Annotated in this window: 14 protein-coding genes, 8 tRNA genes and 3 riboswitches; of the genes, 20 read left to right on the top strand and 2 right to left on the bottom strand. The window is 38.4% G+C overall.

Annotated elements, in window-relative coordinates; all coding sequences use genetic code 11:
* Positions 1-72 precede the first annotated feature (72 nt).
* The 9 genes from AC1DCY_RS24865 (at position 73) to AC1DCY_RS24825 (ending at position 2,005) form a co-directional block, all read left to right on the top strand.
* A tRNA-Lys gene (locus AC1DCY_RS24865) sits at positions 73-145 on the top strand.
* Positions 146-166: 21 nt separating this feature from the next.
* A tRNA-Arg gene (locus AC1DCY_RS24860) sits at positions 167-243 on the top strand.
* 17 nt (positions 244-260) lie between these two features.
* Positions 261-337 (top strand) — tRNA-Pro (locus tag AC1DCY_RS24855).
* A 32-nt stretch (positions 338-369) separates the two neighbouring features.
* Positions 370-443, top strand: a tRNA-Phe gene (locus tag AC1DCY_RS24850).
* 5 nt (positions 444-448) lie between these two features.
* Positions 449-522: transfer RNA gene (locus AC1DCY_RS24845), tRNA-Gly, on the top strand.
* A gap of 9 nt (positions 523-531) precedes the next feature.
* Positions 532-608 (top strand) — tRNA-Ile (locus tag AC1DCY_RS24840).
* Between the two features lie 4 nt (positions 609-612).
* Positions 613-689, top strand: a tRNA-Asn gene (locus tag AC1DCY_RS24835).
* A gap of 1 nt (position 690) precedes the next feature.
* A tRNA-Glu gene (locus AC1DCY_RS24830) sits at positions 691-762 on the top strand.
* Positions 763-958: 196 nt separating this feature from the next.
* On the top strand, positions 959-2,005 hold the full coding sequence (locus tag AC1DCY_RS24825) for a nitric oxide synthase oxygenase (RefSeq protein WP_477354685.1): 1,047 nt from the start codon (positions 959-961) through the stop codon (positions 2,003-2,005).
* A 61-nt stretch (positions 2,006-2,066) separates the two neighbouring features.
* Here AC1DCY_RS24825 and AC1DCY_RS24820 read toward each other — a convergent pair whose 3' ends face one another.
* Positions 2,067-3,275: a CynX/NimT family MFS transporter gene (locus AC1DCY_RS24820; protein ID WP_477354682.1), complete on the bottom strand. Its 1,209-nt coding sequence runs from the start codon at positions 3,273-3,275 to the stop codon at positions 2,067-2,069.
* A 174-nt stretch (positions 3,276-3,449) separates the two neighbouring features.
* Positions 3,450-3,626, top strand: a riboswitch (Lysine riboswitch).
* Positions 3,627-3,710: 84 nt separating this feature from the next.
* Here AC1DCY_RS24820 and AC1DCY_RS24815 point away from each other — a divergent pair.
* The 6 genes from AC1DCY_RS24815 to AC1DCY_RS24790 all read left to right on the top strand — a co-directional run bounded on the left by AC1DCY_RS24815 (position 3,711) and on the right by AC1DCY_RS24790 (position 9,257).
* Positions 3,711-5,174: an amino acid permease gene (locus tag AC1DCY_RS24815; RefSeq protein ID WP_477354679.1), complete on the top strand. Its 1,464-nt coding sequence runs from the start codon at positions 3,711-3,713 to the stop codon at positions 5,172-5,174.
* A gap of 362 nt (positions 5,175-5,536) precedes the next feature.
* Positions 5,537-5,821: a hypothetical protein gene (locus AC1DCY_RS24810; protein WP_477354676.1), complete on the top strand. Its 285-nt coding sequence runs from the start codon at positions 5,537-5,539 to the stop codon at positions 5,819-5,821.
* Positions 5,822-5,881: 60 nt separating this feature from the next.
* Positions 5,882-6,574 (top strand): response regulator transcription factor, encoded by a 693-nt coding sequence (locus tag AC1DCY_RS24805; RefSeq protein WP_477354673.1) that lies wholly within the window; start codon positions 5,882-5,884, stop codon positions 6,572-6,574.
* A 4-nt stretch (positions 6,575-6,578) separates the two neighbouring features.
* Entirely contained in the window at positions 6,579-7,514 is a 936-nt protein-coding gene (locus tag AC1DCY_RS24800; protein WP_477354670.1) for a sensor histidine kinase, read from the top strand.
* Positions 7,515-7,651: 137 nt separating this feature from the next.
* Positions 7,652-8,575, top strand: a complete 924-nt coding sequence (locus AC1DCY_RS24795) for an ABC transporter ATP-binding protein (protein WP_477354667.1) — start codon at positions 7,652-7,654, stop codon at positions 8,573-8,575.
* On the top strand, positions 8,568-9,257 hold the full coding sequence (locus AC1DCY_RS24790) for an ABC transporter permease (protein WP_477354664.1): 690 nt from the start codon (positions 8,568-8,570) through the stop codon (positions 9,255-9,257). Before AC1DCY_RS24795 ends, AC1DCY_RS24790 begins: the two co-directional genes overlap by 8 nt.
* 175 nt (positions 9,258-9,432) lie before the next feature.
* Here the strand turns inward: AC1DCY_RS24790 and AC1DCY_RS24785 are convergent, their stop codons facing one another.
* Positions 9,433-10,698: an Nramp family divalent metal transporter gene (locus AC1DCY_RS24785; protein ID WP_477354661.1), complete on the bottom strand. Its 1,266-nt coding sequence runs from the start codon at positions 10,696-10,698 to the stop codon at positions 9,433-9,435.
* A gap of 415 nt (positions 10,699-11,113) precedes the next feature.
* On the opposite strand from AC1DCY_RS24785, the gene AC1DCY_RS24780 reads away from it, so the two are divergent.
* The 5 genes from AC1DCY_RS24780 to AC1DCY_RS24760 all read left to right on the top strand — a co-directional run bounded on the left by AC1DCY_RS24780 (position 11,114) and on the right by AC1DCY_RS24760 (position 16,967).
* Positions 11,114-11,359 (top strand): hypothetical protein, encoded by a 246-nt coding sequence (locus AC1DCY_RS24780; RefSeq protein ID WP_477354658.1) that lies wholly within the window; start codon positions 11,114-11,116, stop codon positions 11,357-11,359.
* Between the two features lie 80 nt (positions 11,360-11,439).
* Positions 11,440-11,591, top strand: a riboswitch (cyclic di-AMP (ydaO/yuaA leader).
* 176 nt (positions 11,592-11,767) lie between these two features.
* Entirely contained in the window at positions 11,768-13,591 is a 1,824-nt protein-coding gene (locus tag AC1DCY_RS24775; protein ID WP_477354655.1) for an APC family permease, read from the top strand.
* Between the two features lie 268 nt (positions 13,592-13,859).
* Positions 13,860-13,961, top strand: a riboswitch (purine riboswitch).
* A 188-nt stretch (positions 13,962-14,149) separates the two neighbouring features.
* Positions 14,150-14,734, top strand: a complete 585-nt coding sequence (locus tag AC1DCY_RS24770) for a xanthine phosphoribosyltransferase (protein WP_477354653.1) — start codon at positions 14,150-14,152, stop codon at positions 14,732-14,734.
* Between the two features lie 226 nt (positions 14,735-14,960).
* Positions 14,961-16,259, top strand: coding sequence for a nucleobase:cation symporter-2 family protein (locus tag AC1DCY_RS24765; protein WP_477354688.1), 1,299 nt, complete (start codon positions 14,961-14,963; stop codon positions 16,257-16,259).
* Positions 16,260-16,445: 186 nt separating this feature from the next.
* A complete protein-coding gene (locus tag AC1DCY_RS24760) occupies positions 16,446-16,967 on the top strand; it encodes a DUF2179 domain-containing protein (protein WP_142510598.1) in 522 nt (173 codons plus the stop codon).
* The last annotated feature ends 247 nt before the right edge of the window (positions 16,968-17,214 follow it).

Genomic DNA, 17,214 nt, shown 5'->3' with positions numbered 1-17,214 from the left:
TAAGGCAACGGATTTTGATTCCGTCATGCCTAGGTTCGAATCCTAGTACCCCAGCCATTCATTTCTTAATATGAGCCATTAGCTCAGTTGGTAGAGCATCTGACTTTTAATCAGAGGGTCGAAGGTTCGAGTCCTTCATGGCTCATCATGTTTTTATAAAAATTATGCGCCCGTAGCTCAATTGGATAGAGCGTCTGACTACGGATCAGAAGGTTATGGGTTCGACTCCTGTCGGGCGCGCCAAATAAGCCTAATAGTATCGGAATGTAGCTCAGCTTGGTAGAGCACTTGGTTTGGGACCAAGGGGTCGTAGGTTCGAATCCTGTCATTCCGACCATCTTTCCTGATTGTTGGGGCCTTAGCTCAGCTGGGAGTAGCTCAGTTGGTAGAGCATTAGATTGAAGCTCTAAGTGTCGGCGGTTCGATTCCGTCCTGACCCACCATATTTGCGGGTGTAGTTTAATGGTAAAACCTCAGCCTTCCAAGCTGATGTCGTGAGTTCGATTCTCATCACCCGCTCCAAAAAATAATGGGCCTATAGCTCAGCTGGTTAGAGCGCACGCCTGATAAGCGTGAGGTCGATGGTTCGAGTCCATTTAGGCCCACCATTATTCCGAAGTAGCTCAGTTGGTAGTAGCACCTGACTGTTAATCAGGTTGTCGCAGGTTCGAGTCCTGCCTTCGGAGCCAYGGCCCSTTGGTCAAGTGGTTAAGACACCGCCCTTTCACGGCGGTAACACGGGTTCGAATCCCGTASGGGTCATCAAGCATGTTGCACATTAGTGCGACATGCTTTTTTTGTATTCTTTGAAAATCACTTATTATACAGGGGGTTCCGGCAATCTTTGAAATTTTGAACAAAGTATTTCATATATAAAATATGTATGTTTTCTGGCAGATTTTTTCGTGGTGATTATAGTTCTATTCCTCTAATATGAGGATAGATGGAGGAATTCAATATGAATTTACATGAAGTACAGCGTTTTTTAGAACTTTATCAAGTAGAACAAAATGAGTCGAAAACATGGCTAGAAAATAAATTACAGCAAATTAAAACTGCAGGAGAATATATACCGACAACGGAAGAATTAATCTTTGGTGCACGAGTGGCTTGGCGCAATAGTAATAAGTGTATTGGTCGATTGTTTTGGCAATCGCTGCATGTTGTAGATGCCCGAGATATTATAAATGAAGAGGATATTTTCAGCGCATTGCTTGAACATATTCAATATGCAACAAATGGTGGAAAAATTCGTCCAACAATAACGGTTTTTGCACCAGGGCGTGTTCGTATATGGAATCATCAGCTAATCCGTTATGCTGGTTATGAAACGGAATCTGGAATCGTTGGTGATCCACATTCTGTTGAGTTTACAAAAGTATGTGAGTCACTTGGCTGGCAAGGTGAGAAAACAGCATTTGATGTGCTTCCACTTGTTGTACAGATGGATGGAAGGGAGCCGCAAGTGTTTACAATCCCTAACGAGTATGTACTACAGGTACCGATTCGTCATCCAGAATCCTCTCAAGTAGAGAAGTTAGGATTAAAATGGTATGCAGTGCCGATAATTTCGAGTATGCGTTTCCAAATGGCAGGTATTGATTTTGAGGCGGCCCCATTCAATGGTTGGTATATGGGTACAGAAATCGGGGCACGTAATTTAGCAGATCATGAGCGTTATAATATGCTGCCCGCTATAGCAGAAATTTTTAATCTTGATACAACGAAACAGGCTTCTCTATGGCGTGATCGTGCATTAGTTGAGCTGAATATTGCCGTTCTACATTCCTTTAAAGAAGACGGTGTCAGCATCGTAGATCATCATACAGCTGCACAGCAATTTAAATTGTTTGAGGAAACAGAAGCAACAGCAGATCGTAAGGTTACAGGTAATTGGACATGGTTGATTCCACCTCTTTCACCAGCTACAACTCACATTTACCATAAACCTTATGTTAATGTTTACAATACACCGAACTATTTTTATTTGAAACCACCTTATTAATAAAGAAAGGCAGCTCACGTTTAACTTATTTCCGTTGAAATAAGATTATGAGCTGCCTTTTTTAATTTACATATTCATTTTTAGAAGCCCTAAATGAACATAAGAAAAGTATCAATACAACGATAACAAATAACCATCCAGTGATATTCCAGCCACCGAATAAATCATGCAAATAACCAAATAAGATTGGACCGATTGCGGCTAATAAATATCCTAATGATTGTGCAAACCCCGATAAATCAGCTGCCTCAAAAGCTGTACGGGTACGTAGTGTAAAGAACATCATTGCTAATGCGAATGAAGACCCTCCCGCTAAGCCTAGTAGTATCATCCACAGTACAGCGAGACTTGTCCATTCCATCACTACTCCGATAAAGCCAACTAAATAAAATACCGTAAACATTAATACGAGAGGTCGTTGAGATGTCATTTTACTTGCAATAATAGGCACAGCTAAAGCCATTGGAACTTGTGAAAATTGCATGATGGAAAACATCCAGCCTGCACGATCTGCTGCTAAGCCTTGTGCTATGTATATTTCAGGAATCCAAGCTGCGGTTGTATAGAATAATAATGATTGTAATCCCATAGCCCCCGTTACTGCCCAAGTAACAGGTGATTGCCATAATGGTGCACGTTCTTTCGTTGTTTTAACAGTATACTCAGGCTTATTAAATTTCAGCTGTGGAATCCAAATTAATATGGTTAACACCACAAGAACAAGTGCGATTGCTAAAGCTCCTTGCCAACCAAATGATGAATTGGCAATAGGATAACTAATACCAGCACCAAGACCAGCTGTCAAATTCATCGACATTGTGAAAAATGCCATAAGTAAACCTACGTGATAGGGAAATTTCAATTTAAGTAATCCCGGAATTAGTACGTTACCGAATGAAATGGCTATACCAATTAGCATAGTACCAAATACGAGTAAACTAGTTGTGCCAAGGGAGCGTAGGACAATTCCTACAGCTAAAAGAATAGTTGATAAAAATAATGTTAATTCTAATCCAATTTTACGTGCGACAATTGGTGCGAATGGTGAAATAATTGCAAATGCTAGCAATGGAATCGTTGTTAGAAAGCCCGCTAGTACATTGGATATGCCGAGGTCTTCACGGATAAAGGATATAATAGGTCCAACAACTGTTAGCGGCATCCGTAATGTCGAGGCAATACAAATTACTCCGATAACGAGTAATAAGGTTGTACCTTTCCAGTTAATTTTCCTGCTAGGATAAGTATCGGTATGTTCATGAGTAGTCAAATAAATCCCCCCTGTTAGAACACTTTTGATTGAATCACTATACCACTTTATCACACTAATTAAAATAGTGGAAAATTCGAAAAATAAAGAACATTACTCGAGTTATTGAAATGTTATAGGTCGTATGTTAAACTAAAACACATCATAAATTTAATATTTAATGCCTCATGTTTATATTGAGGTAGAGGTCGCGGTATTTAAGAGTATGTTAATGGAAATGACAAGCATTAGAGAAATTAACTGAAAGGAAATACTGCCGAAGTGTGAGGGGACTTGAAAACCTTATGCTGGGGCTGTCTCCGAAAGGAACAGAACTGTCACGTTTGAACAACGTGTTGAGCTATCATTTTGAAGGAACAGAGGATTTACTTAGCCATCACAGCAACGTTCATGTGATGGCATTTTTTTGCCTCTTAAAAGGAAGGAAGCTATATTGTGAGTGAAATAAAAGTCAATCAGCTCGGCCATAAAGCGCCGAAGCTGAAAAAAGAATTAAAAAGCCGTCATATTACAATGATTTCATTAGGCGGTACAATCGGTACAGGATTGTTTTTAGCTAGTGGTGGTGCCATTGCACAAGCAGGTCCTGGCGGTGCACTACTCGCCTATGCATTAATCGGTATCATGGTGTATTTTTTAATGACGAGCTTAGGTGAAATGGCAGCTTATATGCCATCATCGGGATCATTTAGTACGTATGCTACAAAATTTGTAGACCCAGCTTTAGGCTTTGCACTTGGTTGGAACTACTGGTACAACTGGGCAATTACAATTGCGGCGGAAATTTCTGCTGTCTCATTAATTATGAAATATTGGTTCCCAGATAGCTCATCAGCACTTTGGACTGTTTTATTTATTGCTGTAGTTTTAACGTTTAATTTATTATCGGTAAAAAGCTATGGTGAAAGTGAATATTGGTTTGCAATGATAAAGGTTGTAACTGTAATCATTTTTATTATCATCAGTTTTTTAATGATTTTTGGTATTTTAGGGGGACAAGCTCCAGTAGGCTTTACGAATTTCTTTATTAGTGATGGGCCATTCCACGGTGGATTCCTTGCTACATTTGGTATTTTCTTAGCTGCAGGATTCTCGTTCCAAGGGACAGAGCTACTTGGAATAACAGCAGGTGAAACAGATGATCCTGGTAAAAATATTCCGAAAGCCGTTAAGTCTGTTTTCTGGCGAATTCTTTTATTTTATATTTTAGCGATTGGTGCAATTGGGCTGTTGATTCCATTTACAGACTCACGTTTATTATCTGAAGATATCGCCGTTTCACCATTTACACTGGTGTTCGACCGTTTAGGAATTGCCTTTGCTGCATCATTGATGAATGCAATCATTCTAACGGCGATGCTGTCAGCGGGGAATTCAGGGCTGTACGCATCTTCTCGTATGCTTTGGCAATTAGCGGTAGATGGACATGCACCGAAATTTTTCACTAAACTAAGCCGTCGAGGTATTCCGATTTACGCATTACTGGCGACTTTAGCTGTAGGCTCCCTAGCATTTTTAGCATCATTCTTTGGTGATGGTGTAGTCTATATGTGGCTTCTAAATGCCTCTGGGATGTCTGGCTTCATTGCCTGGTTAGGAATTGCATTTAGCCATTACCGTTTCCGTCGAGCGTTCGAAGTACAAGGCTTAGATCCGAAATTATTGCCGTATAGAGCAAGGCTATTCCCATTCGGCCCGCTATTTGCCTTTACGGTTTGTATGATTGTTGTTATTGGACAAAACTACAATGCCTTTATGGGTGATACAATAGATTGGTACGGAGTCCTTGTCTCATATATCGGTATTCCACTATTCTTACTGTTATGGCTTGGCTATAAAATCAAGCATAAAACAAAAATGCATCCATTAGAGCAATGCGATTTAAAAGTCGAACAATAAAAAGTAAAACTGTCCTGTGAGTCATAGAAAATGACTTGCAGGGCAGTTTTTTTAGTTAAAAAATATTAATGAATTTGTAAACCCGGACGTACAATCTTTAAGCTCCAAAACCCTGTATCCCCATAATAGCTATCATCGATCCATAGATATACAAATTTTGTATTTGAGAATCTTCAGATAAAATTACAAGAGAGAATAAAAAAGGGACTTTAGTTTCTCGAATCGTTCCCGACTTTAGATGCTCAACCTTAATATGGTAAAATGTTATAGAAATGAATCATCGCCAAATTTTAGGAATGATGATACTTGTTAAAACGTATACCATGTATATAAGTTGATTGGAGTGGAGGCTGGGCGACCCCTTGGGGATCAGCGTCACAGATGAGACCCTGGAGCGAGCCCATAGAGGAACGAAGGCTAAAATCATCACGTCCTGTGATAACGCCTTCGTGACCAACATCGTGTTGGCCCAAGAGGCTCATCGGACGCCCCCAGGAAGCTTTGCTCTGCGCGAAAGCGAAGCGTCAGCGGCAAATGTTTATCTGTGCGAAAGCGTAGCGACAGCAACAAATGTTTATCTGTGCGAAAGCGAAGCGACAGCAACAGAGCGCCCAGCCAGAACGGAAATCAACCCCTCATTGTGGTGATGATCCATAGAAATGCCAGTGATATATAGACGGCTTTATGTTGGGAAGAGGTGCGTGTAAGTGCAAAAGCATATTTTACTTGTAGAAGATGACGAGGCCATTCGTGAAATGGTAGAAAACTATTTAACGATGGAGGGATTCCTTGTCACCTCTGCAGCAAATGGAGAAGAAGCATTACAAAATTGTTTAAACAATCCCTTTGATTTAGTGATCTTGGATATTATGATCCCGAAGCTTAATGGATTAGAAGTTTTAAAGATTATACGAGAGCAAGCATCTCTTCCAATTATCATTATGTCAGCCAAGGATAGTGATGTTGATAAAGCGTTAGGATTAGGGTTAGGGGCAGATGATTATATCGCCAAACCATTCTCGATGTTGGAATTTTCAGCACGTGTTAAAGCCGCAATTCGAAGAGCTACAAAATACTCCAGTCAAGTAGAAGAGAAGAAAGATATAGTAGAGATAGATAACTTAGCGATTGACCTTGTTAATTTTTCAGCTGAGAAGAATGGACAACAAGTAAAGCTCACATCAAAGGAATTTGCTATCTTAAAATTATTCGTGACAAATCGTAATCGAGTTTTTACAAAGCAGCAAATTTATCAATTGATTTGGAATGATGCTTACTATGGGGATGAAAATATTATTAATGTACATATAAGAAGATTACGCGAAAAAATTGAAGACGATCCATCCAATCCTCTATATATTAAAACACTTTGGGGAATCGGCTATAAATTTGAAGGATAAACAGATGATTATATTTCTATTACTGATGATTGTGTTACTCGTAGGTATTATTATTTTTCAGGTGAGAGCAAAAAAACAACAGAACGCTACGATTCAATATATGCATCAAAAACTGCAAGCAATCATTAACGAACAATCGAGCGAAAAGGTTTTAGTGTCGACAGCTAATCAAGAATTACAGCAGCTACTAATTGCGATGAATGCGTTGCTAGACCACAATCAAAAAGTATTGGCGACACATCGAAAAATGGAAAGCTCTATGAAAAAGATGTTGGCCAATATTTCACATGATCTTAAAACACCTTTAACAGTTGTACTAGGTTATACGGAAATGCTAAAGCTGAAGCACTCTCTTAGTGAAGAGGAGCAGCGACGGTTGCTCACTGGCGTTCATTCGAAAACATTGGAAGTATTGAAAATAATCCATACATTTTTTGACCTGGCAAAATTGGAGGCAGGAGATACAGATTATCCAATGACCAAAATTAATGTAAGTGAGATTTGCCGTAAAAATATTTTATCATTTTACGATATGGTCACAACTATGGGATTAGAAATCGATATAGCAATACCAGAGATATCCGTATATGCACTTGGCAATGAAGAAGCGTTAGATAGGGTTTTGAATAATTTACTGTCCAATGCAGTTGCCTATGGGGCGGCAGGAAACATCATTGGACTCACAGTGCGAAATGATGATACGAATATTTTTATTGATGTTTGGGATCGTGGTAAGGGGATTGACGAATATCATATTGATAATGTTTTTGAAAGAATGTATACACTTGAGGATTCTAGAAATAAATCCTTCCAAGGGAGTGGCCTTGGCTTAACTATTACAAAACGCCTTGTAGAATTAATGGAGGGTTCCATCCAGCTGTCTAGTATCCCATATGAGAAGACCATTTTTACAGTTTCTTTAAAACGAATGACATACTGAGCAGTCATGCTTGTAGAGCAAATTTATAGCTTTACAGGCTTTTCTTCTGCGCTTAAGAAATTTGTAAGAATCAAGTAATAAATTAGAGAGTTTCATTTTTTATAATAAGGATAGCTAAATTTAAGGGAGAGATCTACATGACATATATTGTGAAAACAAATCAGCTTACGAAGGTGTTTGAGGGAAAAGAAGTCGTCTCTGCTGTGACTATGCATGTGAAAAAGGGAGAGATATACGGTTTTTTAGGACCTAATGGTGCCGGGAAAACGACAGTCATGAAAATGCTGACAAACCTTACGAAGCCAACGAGTGGAGATATTGAAATCTTTGGTGAAAAATTAATGGAACGCTCATACGACGTGCTGAAAAGGATGGGCACGATTATTGAATACCCGATTTTTTATGAAGATTTAACAGCAAAGGAAACGTTAGAATTACATTGCGAATATATGGGCTATTATGACAAGAAAGAGATTGCTCATGTTCTAGATTTAGTAAAACTGACAAACACTGAGAAGAAGCGTGTAAAAGACTTTTCTCTTGGGATGAAACAACGGTTGGGTATTGCACGTGCAATTATTACTAAGCCGGAATTACTTATTTTAGACGAGCCGATTAATGGACTAGATCCAGTTGGCATTAAAGAGCTTCGAGAGCTATTCAAGATGCTTTGTAAAGAGTATGGAATTACGATTATTATCTCTAGTCATATTTTGGGTGAAATTGAACAATTGGCAGATACAGTTGGGGTTATTAAAGATGGAAGATTAATTAAGGAAGTATCAATGGATGCGGTCAATCGTAGTCAAGCAGATTATATTGAAGTGATTGTCAATGATGGGGAAAAGGCAGCCTTTATTATAGAAAGTAAATTAAATATTATTAATTTCAAACTAATGGATGACAATTGTATTCGTATTTATGATTCGACAGCTTCACAAAAGGTACTATCTAAAACATTGATTGAACATGATATTGAAATTGAGGGCATTAGCAAAAAAACAAGTTCATTAGAGGATTATTTCTTGAAGTTAATCAATGGAGGTGTAGCTAGTGCTTAATTTAATGCGTCTAGAAATGAAAAAATATCATATTGGTTCATATATAAAACGAGCTGTTTTCGCAAATTTTGTGATATTAGCTGTTATATTTATGCTTATATTTATCACTAAAATAGAAGGGGACCAAGATTTTAGAACTTATCAGACGGCATTTAGCCTTATAGATTCAGGTGTAAGAGCAGTATTTATTATTTTTGCTAGTGTGTTAATCGCCAAGTTTATTATTGGAGAATTTAAATATAAAACTATCACCGTAGCATTTATGTACCCGATCAATAGAAAAAAACTAATTGCTTCAAAGCTTGCCATTGTTGTTCTTTTTACCTTTAGTGCAATTATTTTATCGACTATTTTTGTAACAGCGATTTTTTGTGCTGTTAGTGAGAGTTTTCAATTGCTTCCAGATACATTATCGGTATCTCTCATAATACAACGAATTCCCGCTGTGATCATGAATGCAGTTTCTGCAGCATGCATCGCATTAATACCATTGTATTTCGGTATGAGAAAATACTCCATTCCGGCAACGATTGTATCATCTATATTAATTGTATCGGTTGTATCATCAAATTCGGGTAACTTCACCTTGTATGATATTATTTTCATACCAATCACTTTAGCTATTATCGGTATAAGCGTGGCCTATTTATCATTCCGAAACATTGAGAAGATAGATATTTAAGGATAAATAAATAGCCAATCATAAAAAGTAGGGGATGACATTTGTATGCGAAAGCGAAGCGGCAGCTCCAAAGCGCCCAGTCGGAACGGAAATCAACCCCATGTTATGAAAAAAACCTTACATGTAGAAATGCCAGACACAAAACCAATTCAAGGTTTTTGTGTCTGGCATTTTTTCAACCAAATACTGTTTGCCATAATAAATAAAGATTTAAAGCAACTACAATTGCTACGACAATCCATCCTAATATGGTTGTAATACGATGATTGACTAGGCTTCCCATGATGTCACGCTTACTTGTAAACATAACAAGTGGTACAAGAGCGAATGCAATACCAAAGGATAAAACAACTTGACTTAGGACAAGTGCATAAGTTGCATTGACACCGGATGCAATGATAATCAAAGGAGGTAGCATTGTAATAGCACGGCGTAAATAGAGTGGAATTTTCATTCTTATAAAGCCCTGCATTACAACGTCACCTGCAAGAGTACCAACTGAAGAGCTAGCAAGCCCTGCAATGAGAAGGCCAAGACCGAAGGACACCGCCGCCATCGGGCCAAGCGCTTCCTTCAATCCGTCATAAGCGACATCTAAATCTTCAACTACTACGCCTTGTGTATGGAATACTGCCGCAGCAATGACAAGCATACTCATATTGATGGCACCAGCGACAATCATTGCGATAATAATATCAATAAACTCAAAACGGAATATACGTTTTTTTTCAGCATCATTTCGACCAACGACCCGATTTTGAGTTAATGATGAATGTAAGTAAATAGCGTGTGGCATAACAGTTGCCCCTAAAATACCGGTTGCCAGTAAAATAGAATCTACTCCATCAAAGCGTGGTGTTAACATGCCTATTGTTACCTCGCCCCAATTTGGCTGTGCTAAAAATGTCTGGAATGCAAATGCTAATACGACAATAAGCACCATGCCAGAAATACCCGCTTCAAATGCTCTAAAGCCTCTGCGCTGTAATTCTAAAACAGCAAATGAGCCGACTGCTGTAATTAATGCTGCAGGTAACATTGGAATATTGAATAATAAGTACAGCCCTAGTGCCGCACCAATAAACTCTGCTAGGTCTGTTGCAATAATGACCAATTCAGCCTGTATCCATAGAAATATAGAAGTTTTTTTAGAAAAATGTTCACGTGCTACTTCGGGTAAATTTTTACCTGTCGCAATACCAAGCTTTGCCGACAATGATTGGATTAACACCGCCATTAAATTGGAAAAGGCGATTACCCAAAGCAGTAAATATCCATATTGTGAACCTGCTGTTATATTTGTTGCGAAGTTGCCTGGATCAATATAGGCAACTGCAGCGATAAAGGCTGGGCCAAGAAACGGTAAGATTCGTCGCCAACCCTTTATGTCTCCATCTAAAACCGCCTCAGCCGGCGATTTTGTCATTCGTTTGTAAACCATGTTGTTCCCTCATTTCAAAGAGTATCGCAAGCGAAATAAAGTTTCCTAGAGGAAAATGATATATTCTTATTTTATAGCTAGAAGAAGAAAATGTGAAGGAGTTTGTTCAATTTTTTATTAATTTCGAAATGTTTTTGATATAGTAAATCAATGGCCATTGAAGGACTTTGATTTTATTGGTGTATCATAATGTATTGAGACATCGTAGCAAAATATTCGATTCATTTGAAAATGATTAAGGATTAAAGTACTTAGCCATTTTAAAAGAGGGAATATACTTATAAGGTGGTCTTCTTAAATGATTTCTAATTTCAGCTATTCACTTATTTTCTACCAATATTAAAACGTTATTCTGTAAATAATAAAGAATCCTCGCCAAAGTTGAGGAATGAATAGAGTGAGGCTTGGCGACTCCATGGGAATCAGCAATAGAGGAACGAAGGTTAAAACCATCACGTCCTGTGATAATGCCTTCGTGACCAACATCGTGCCGCTGTCGCTACGCTTTCGCGCAAAAAACATCGTGCCGCTGCCGCTACGCTTTCGCGCATACCCTGAAATGCAAGCGAAGCGGCTTCCTGGGAACGCGCTCAGTTGGAACGGAAATCAACCACACGTTATGGTAGTGGGCCATCATAAAAAAAATCGAAAAATCAAGTGAAAAATATTTTTTGTAACCGTTTTTTTCATCTTTACTTTTTTTAATTACAGGCGTAATATGACATCATTATAAAGTTTCAAATTTCTAAATCGCTGAAGCAATTAGACGCGGGGGACCCAATTTTTACGGATTACACAGATAATTCTTGGGGTGAATCTCTTCATTTATTGAGGGGTAGGGCTACTCAGGCCCGAATCCGACAGCTAACCTCGTAAGCGTTAAGAGCAGAAAAGTGGAGCTTGGCAGACGAATGAGCGTCTACAAGTCTTATTTAGTGATGGCTTGTAGATTTTTTTTATCTTCATTTAATGAAACAAGGCCCCGGTGAATGGTACAAAACCGATTATGCTAAAGTGTAATCGATTTAGAAATGCGAAACACATTCTATGAAACTAGAAGGTGTCGAATATGAAATCCTCATTAAAACGTTATATTATCGGTAAACCATTGAGATCTGATGCGTTAGGGGAACAAAAGCTTAGTAAAACAAAAGCACTTGCCATACTATCTTCTGATGCATTGTCATCAGTAGCGTATGGACCTGAGCAAATTTTAATTGTTCTCATGACAGTAAGTACAGTTGCCTTTTGGTACTCTCTACCGATTGCTGCTGGGGTAGTTGTGTTACTGACAGCACTTATTTTCTCGTATCGTCAGGTTATTTATGCGTATCCACATGGTGGTGGAGCATACGTAGTTTCTCGGGAAAATTTAGGTGTCAATGCTGGTCTAGTCGCTGGGGGATCATTGCTTGTCGATTATATTTTAACAGTTGCGGTAAGTGTATCGGCTGGAACAGATGCCATTACTTCGGCATTTCCAAGTCTGCATCCATATAACGTGGTAATCGCTGTGTTTTTTGTTATATGTTTAACGATTTTAAACCTACGTGGTGTCACAGAATCAGCATCCATTTTAGCGTATCCGGTTTATTTGTTTGTGATCGTGATGCTGATGTTAATCGGGGTAGGGGCTTATAACGTAGTAACGGGGCAAGTTCCTGCAGAGTTACATCCAAAGGTCGGTACACCAGTTGCAGGTATTAGTTTATTTATTTTATTAAAAGCATTTGCATCAGGAAGCTCAGCTTTGACTGGTGTTGAAGCCATTTCAAATGCTATTCCTAATTTTAAAGATCCAGGTCCGAAAAATGCGTCTAAAACATTACTGGCTATGGGCGGTATTTTAGCAGTACTATTTATCGGTATTGTGAGTCTAGCCTATTTTTATGGAGTTGCTCCAAATGCGAAAGAAACAGTAGTCTCACAAATTGCGGAGGCAAGTGTAGGTCGTAATATTTTTTATTATATAGTACAAGGGACAACAGCGATGATATTAGTACTTGCTGCGAATACAGGTTATTCGGCTTTTCCTTTACTAGCAGTCAATTTATCGAAGGACGGTTTTATCCCAAGAATATTCCAAATTCGTGGGGATAGACTTGGTTATTCAAATGGCATTATGATGCTTGGGTTAGGTGCCATTGTTTTAATCTTTTTATTTGGTGGAACAACAGAGCATTTGATTCCACTTTATGCAGTAGGGGTGTTTATTCCGTTTACTTTAGCGCAGGCTGGAATGATGCGAAAATGGTGGCGTGAAAAACCAAAAGGTTGGCTTGTTAAATTTACAATCAATACAGTTGGAGCGATCATTTCCTTTATTGTAGCCATGATGTTTTTTGTGACAAAATTGCCTCAAGTATGGCCAGTGTTTATCTTTTTACCAATTATTATTTGGACGTTCCACCGTATTAAGCAGCATTACAAAACAGTTGGTGAACAGCTAAGATTAGATAATGTGGAATTACCGAATTCTGAGGGTAATGTTTTCATTGTCCCTGTTGCTGGTATTACGAAAGTAGTCGAAAACACATTGCATTACGCGAAGACATTAAACGTTGATAAAATTATTGCCTTTTATGTGGCCTTCGATCAAGCGGACGCAAAAGCGTTTGAGGAGAAATGGAAAGCATGGCAACCGGATATACGGCTTGTAACATACTATTCTCCATATCGAAGTATTACACAGCCACTGATGAAGTTTATTGATAAAGTTGAACATCAATGTACGAAAACAGGCTATCAAGTAACAGTTATCATCCCACAGTTTTTACCGAAAAAAGGATGGCATCATATGTTACACAATCAATCGAGTCTATTAATTCGCGCTTCGCTGTTATTTCACAGAAATATCGTCATTATGACAGTGCCCTTCCATTTATCAAAATAATGACTAGCAAGCTCGAAAATAGTCTGATATAATCATTACGTTGATTGTAAAACACGAACGTTTGCAATTGAAATTTACTAGAATGATAGTAAATTCCGAAAATACAGACTTTATTTAGTGTGAGATATAAGCCCATGCCGAATAAAGTACCATTTTTGGAAATGACGCCTAGGCGTGATGAAGATAAAGCCTCCGGTGGATGTCACGGATTTTGAAAGGAATGAATTGTGCTAGCACAATTCAAAATCCGGACGCAATGACGCCAAGGCGAAATTAATACTGTTTCACTCATATAATAGCGAGAATATGGCTCGCGAGTTTCTACCGATTTACCGTAAATAAATCGACTATGGGTAGCAATGCTTTAGAGGACTTCATAAAAGGTGTTTTCTATTCGTTTCGACGTTTTTACGCTGAATGCTTTGCTCCACTCGTAGATGATTGGAATCAAAGTATTCAGCGTTTTTTATTACTTGCATTGCTTCCGGCGCTCGCCTGTAACGGAATGTAAGTTGCTCATAAAGAGTTATTACTATAAGAAAGAAGGCTATCAAGGAAATGAAGTTATTACACGACAAAATTACACAAGAGGGTAAAGTTTTATCTTCATCTGTATTAAAAGTAGATTCATTTTTAAATCACCAAATTGACCCAATGCTTATGAAGGAAATTGGTCATGAGTTTGCAAATCGATTCTCTGATCAAGTTATTACAAAAATTTTAACGATCGAATCTTCAGGTATTGCACCATCTGTGATGCTAGGGCTTGAAATCGGTGCTCCTGTAGTGTTTGCACGTAAACGTAAATCATTAACACTATCCGATAATCTTTATACTTCAAAAGTACATTCTTTCACAAAAAATGAAACAAATGATATTTCAGTATCACGTAATTTCTTAAATGAAGATGATAACATTCTAATTGTTGACGATTTCTTAGCTAATGGGGAAGCTGTCAAAGGTTTGCTTGATATCGCAGCACAAGCTGGTGCAAATGTTGTAGGTGTAGGCATTGTTATTGAAAAAGGCTTCCAAGACGGCGGAAAATTATTACGCCAGCAAGGAGTTCGCGTGGAATCATTAGCAATTGTAGATTCTCTTGAGGATGGCAAAGTAACATTTGCTGCGGAGGCTAATGCGTAATGAATACCGATCAATTATGCCTCGGCATAATTGCGTCCGGAATCGGCTTTGTGCTTGCACAAAGAACTCCTTTCCGATTCTGTGACATCCGCCGGAGGCTTTAACTTCTTTCAGCAGGTGTCTTTTGTACTGAAAGCGTAGCGGCAGGTACATGTGTTTGGACACCCGCTGAAAAGTAGTTTAAATATGCATTCATTACATCACCTATAGAGGAGGGAAACTTTTGCTGAAAGAAGTTAAATCGACGACGCTAGCTATTCAACATTTACTTGCGATGTATGCAGGAGCCATTTTAGTGCCACTGATTATCGGTGGGGCAATTGGCTTTGATTCAGCACAAATGACGTATTTAGTAGCGATTGACATTATGATGTGTGGGATCGCAACGCTTTTACAAGTGTATTCAGGTAAATTTATCGGTATTGGTTTGCCAGTAGTACTAGGCTGTACATTTACAGCAGTTAGTCCAATAATTGCAATCGGTACAAATCCTGAACAAGGTATTACTGATATTTATGGATCTATTATTGCATCGGGTATAATCGTTATGATTATTGCAGGCTTTTTCGGTAAGTTAGTAAAATTCTTCCCACCAGTTGTTACAGGCTCGGTGGTGTCGATTATCGGTATTTCTTTACTACCCGTAGCTTTAAACAATATGGCGGGTGGACAAGGTGCAGCAGATTTTGCATCTGGCTCTAATGTAACTTTAGCGTTTATAACATTAGTTATTATTTTAGTCGTTTATCGTTTTTCTACGGGCTTCATCCGTGCAATTTCTATTTTAGTGGGATTAGTTGCGGGGACAATCCTAGGAGTATTTATGGGGAAGGTTGATTTTAGCCCAGTTTCAGATGCTTCCGTATTACACATGGTTCAGCCATTTTACTTCGGGATGCCAACATTTAATGCATCTGCGATTATTACAATGACGCTTGTAGCTATGGTTTCTTTAGTAGAATCAACAGGAGTTTATTTTGCGCTAAGTGATATTTGTAAGAAAAAATTAGATTCAAAAGATTTATCACGTGGATACCGTTCAGAAGGTCTTGCCTCTGTTATCGGCGGTATTTTTAACGCTTTCCCATATACAACATTCTCACAAAACGTAGGACTTACGCGTATGTCAGGCGTAAAAGATCGTAAAGTTATTTACATCACAGGTGGTTTACTAGTAGCACTTGGCTTCCTACCAAAAGTCGCAGCATTAACAACGATTATTCCAACACCAGTACTTGGTGCGGCAATGCTTGCGATGTTCGGTATGGTAATAACTCAAGGTATGGGCATGCTAGTACCTGTTATGAATGAGTCAGCGGAAAACGCCATGATTGCTGCAATTGCAGTTAGTCTTGGTGTCGGTGTATCAGTTGTACCAGGTATTTTCGATGCACTGCCAGAGAGTGTATCTCTTCTAACATCTAACGGTATCGTCTGTGGTTCTGTCACTGCGATTATCCTTAATATTTTATTCAACATGATTGGACCTAAGCATAAGGAAGACCCGATGCATGGGGAAGCTTAAAAGATTTCTATATTAAACAAAATGTCATCTACTTCTATAGTAGGTGGTATTTTTTTATAAAAAGAAGATGTTTAAATTTTAATTGTGAGGGAATCTAGAAAATAGATACATCTTAATAGAATGCAAGTCGATGTCTCGACATACATTTATAGTATATAAAACTACTTTTTGAAAGGTCTCTTACAAATGCAAAGTATATTTCTGATTTTAATACTTCAATTGATTTATGTGCCTTTTTTAACTTTACGTACAATACTTTTAGTGAAGAATGTTACTTTCCTTGCCGCCATATTCGGTATGCTGGAGATGTTAGTGTATGTATTTGGTCTTTCACTCGTTTTTAGTGGGAAACAAAGTATGTTAGCTATGGTCTTTTATGCAGTTGGCTTTGGGTTAGGTATATTTTTAGGGGCCAAAATTGAACGTAAACTAGCGATTGGCTATGTTTATACGACCATTAATACGCAAAATAAGAATGAGGAACTTGTGAAATTTCTTAGGAATGAAGGGTTTGCGGTCACGATTTACATTGGTGAGGGTCGAGATAGTAATCGCTATAAATATGAAATATTAACAAAGAGAAATCGCGAGACAGAACTGTTCCAAATTGTTGAGCATTATGAACCGAATGCTTTTATTATTTCGTACGAGCCCAAATCATTTAAAGGTGGATTTTTGCTGGATCGAATGAAGGTAAAGCACAAATAGTTTTTCTTTAACATGGCCCTTTTGTTTAAATGCAGAAGGGCCATTTTTTGGTTCATCACCAAAAGTTATGGAGGACTTTGTTAAAACGTCTACTATGTAAATAAGTTGATTGGAGTGGAGGCTGGGCGACTCCTTGGGGATTAGCGATAGAGGAACGAAGGCTAAAATCATCACATCCTGTGATAACGCCTTCGTGACCAACATCGTGTTGGCCCGAGACCCTGGAGCGAGCATCGCGAGTGAAGCG

It is taken from the genome of Lysinibacillus sp. 10T31, assembly GCF_056394365.1.
This window is presented reverse-complemented; position numbering and strand designations above follow the sequence as displayed.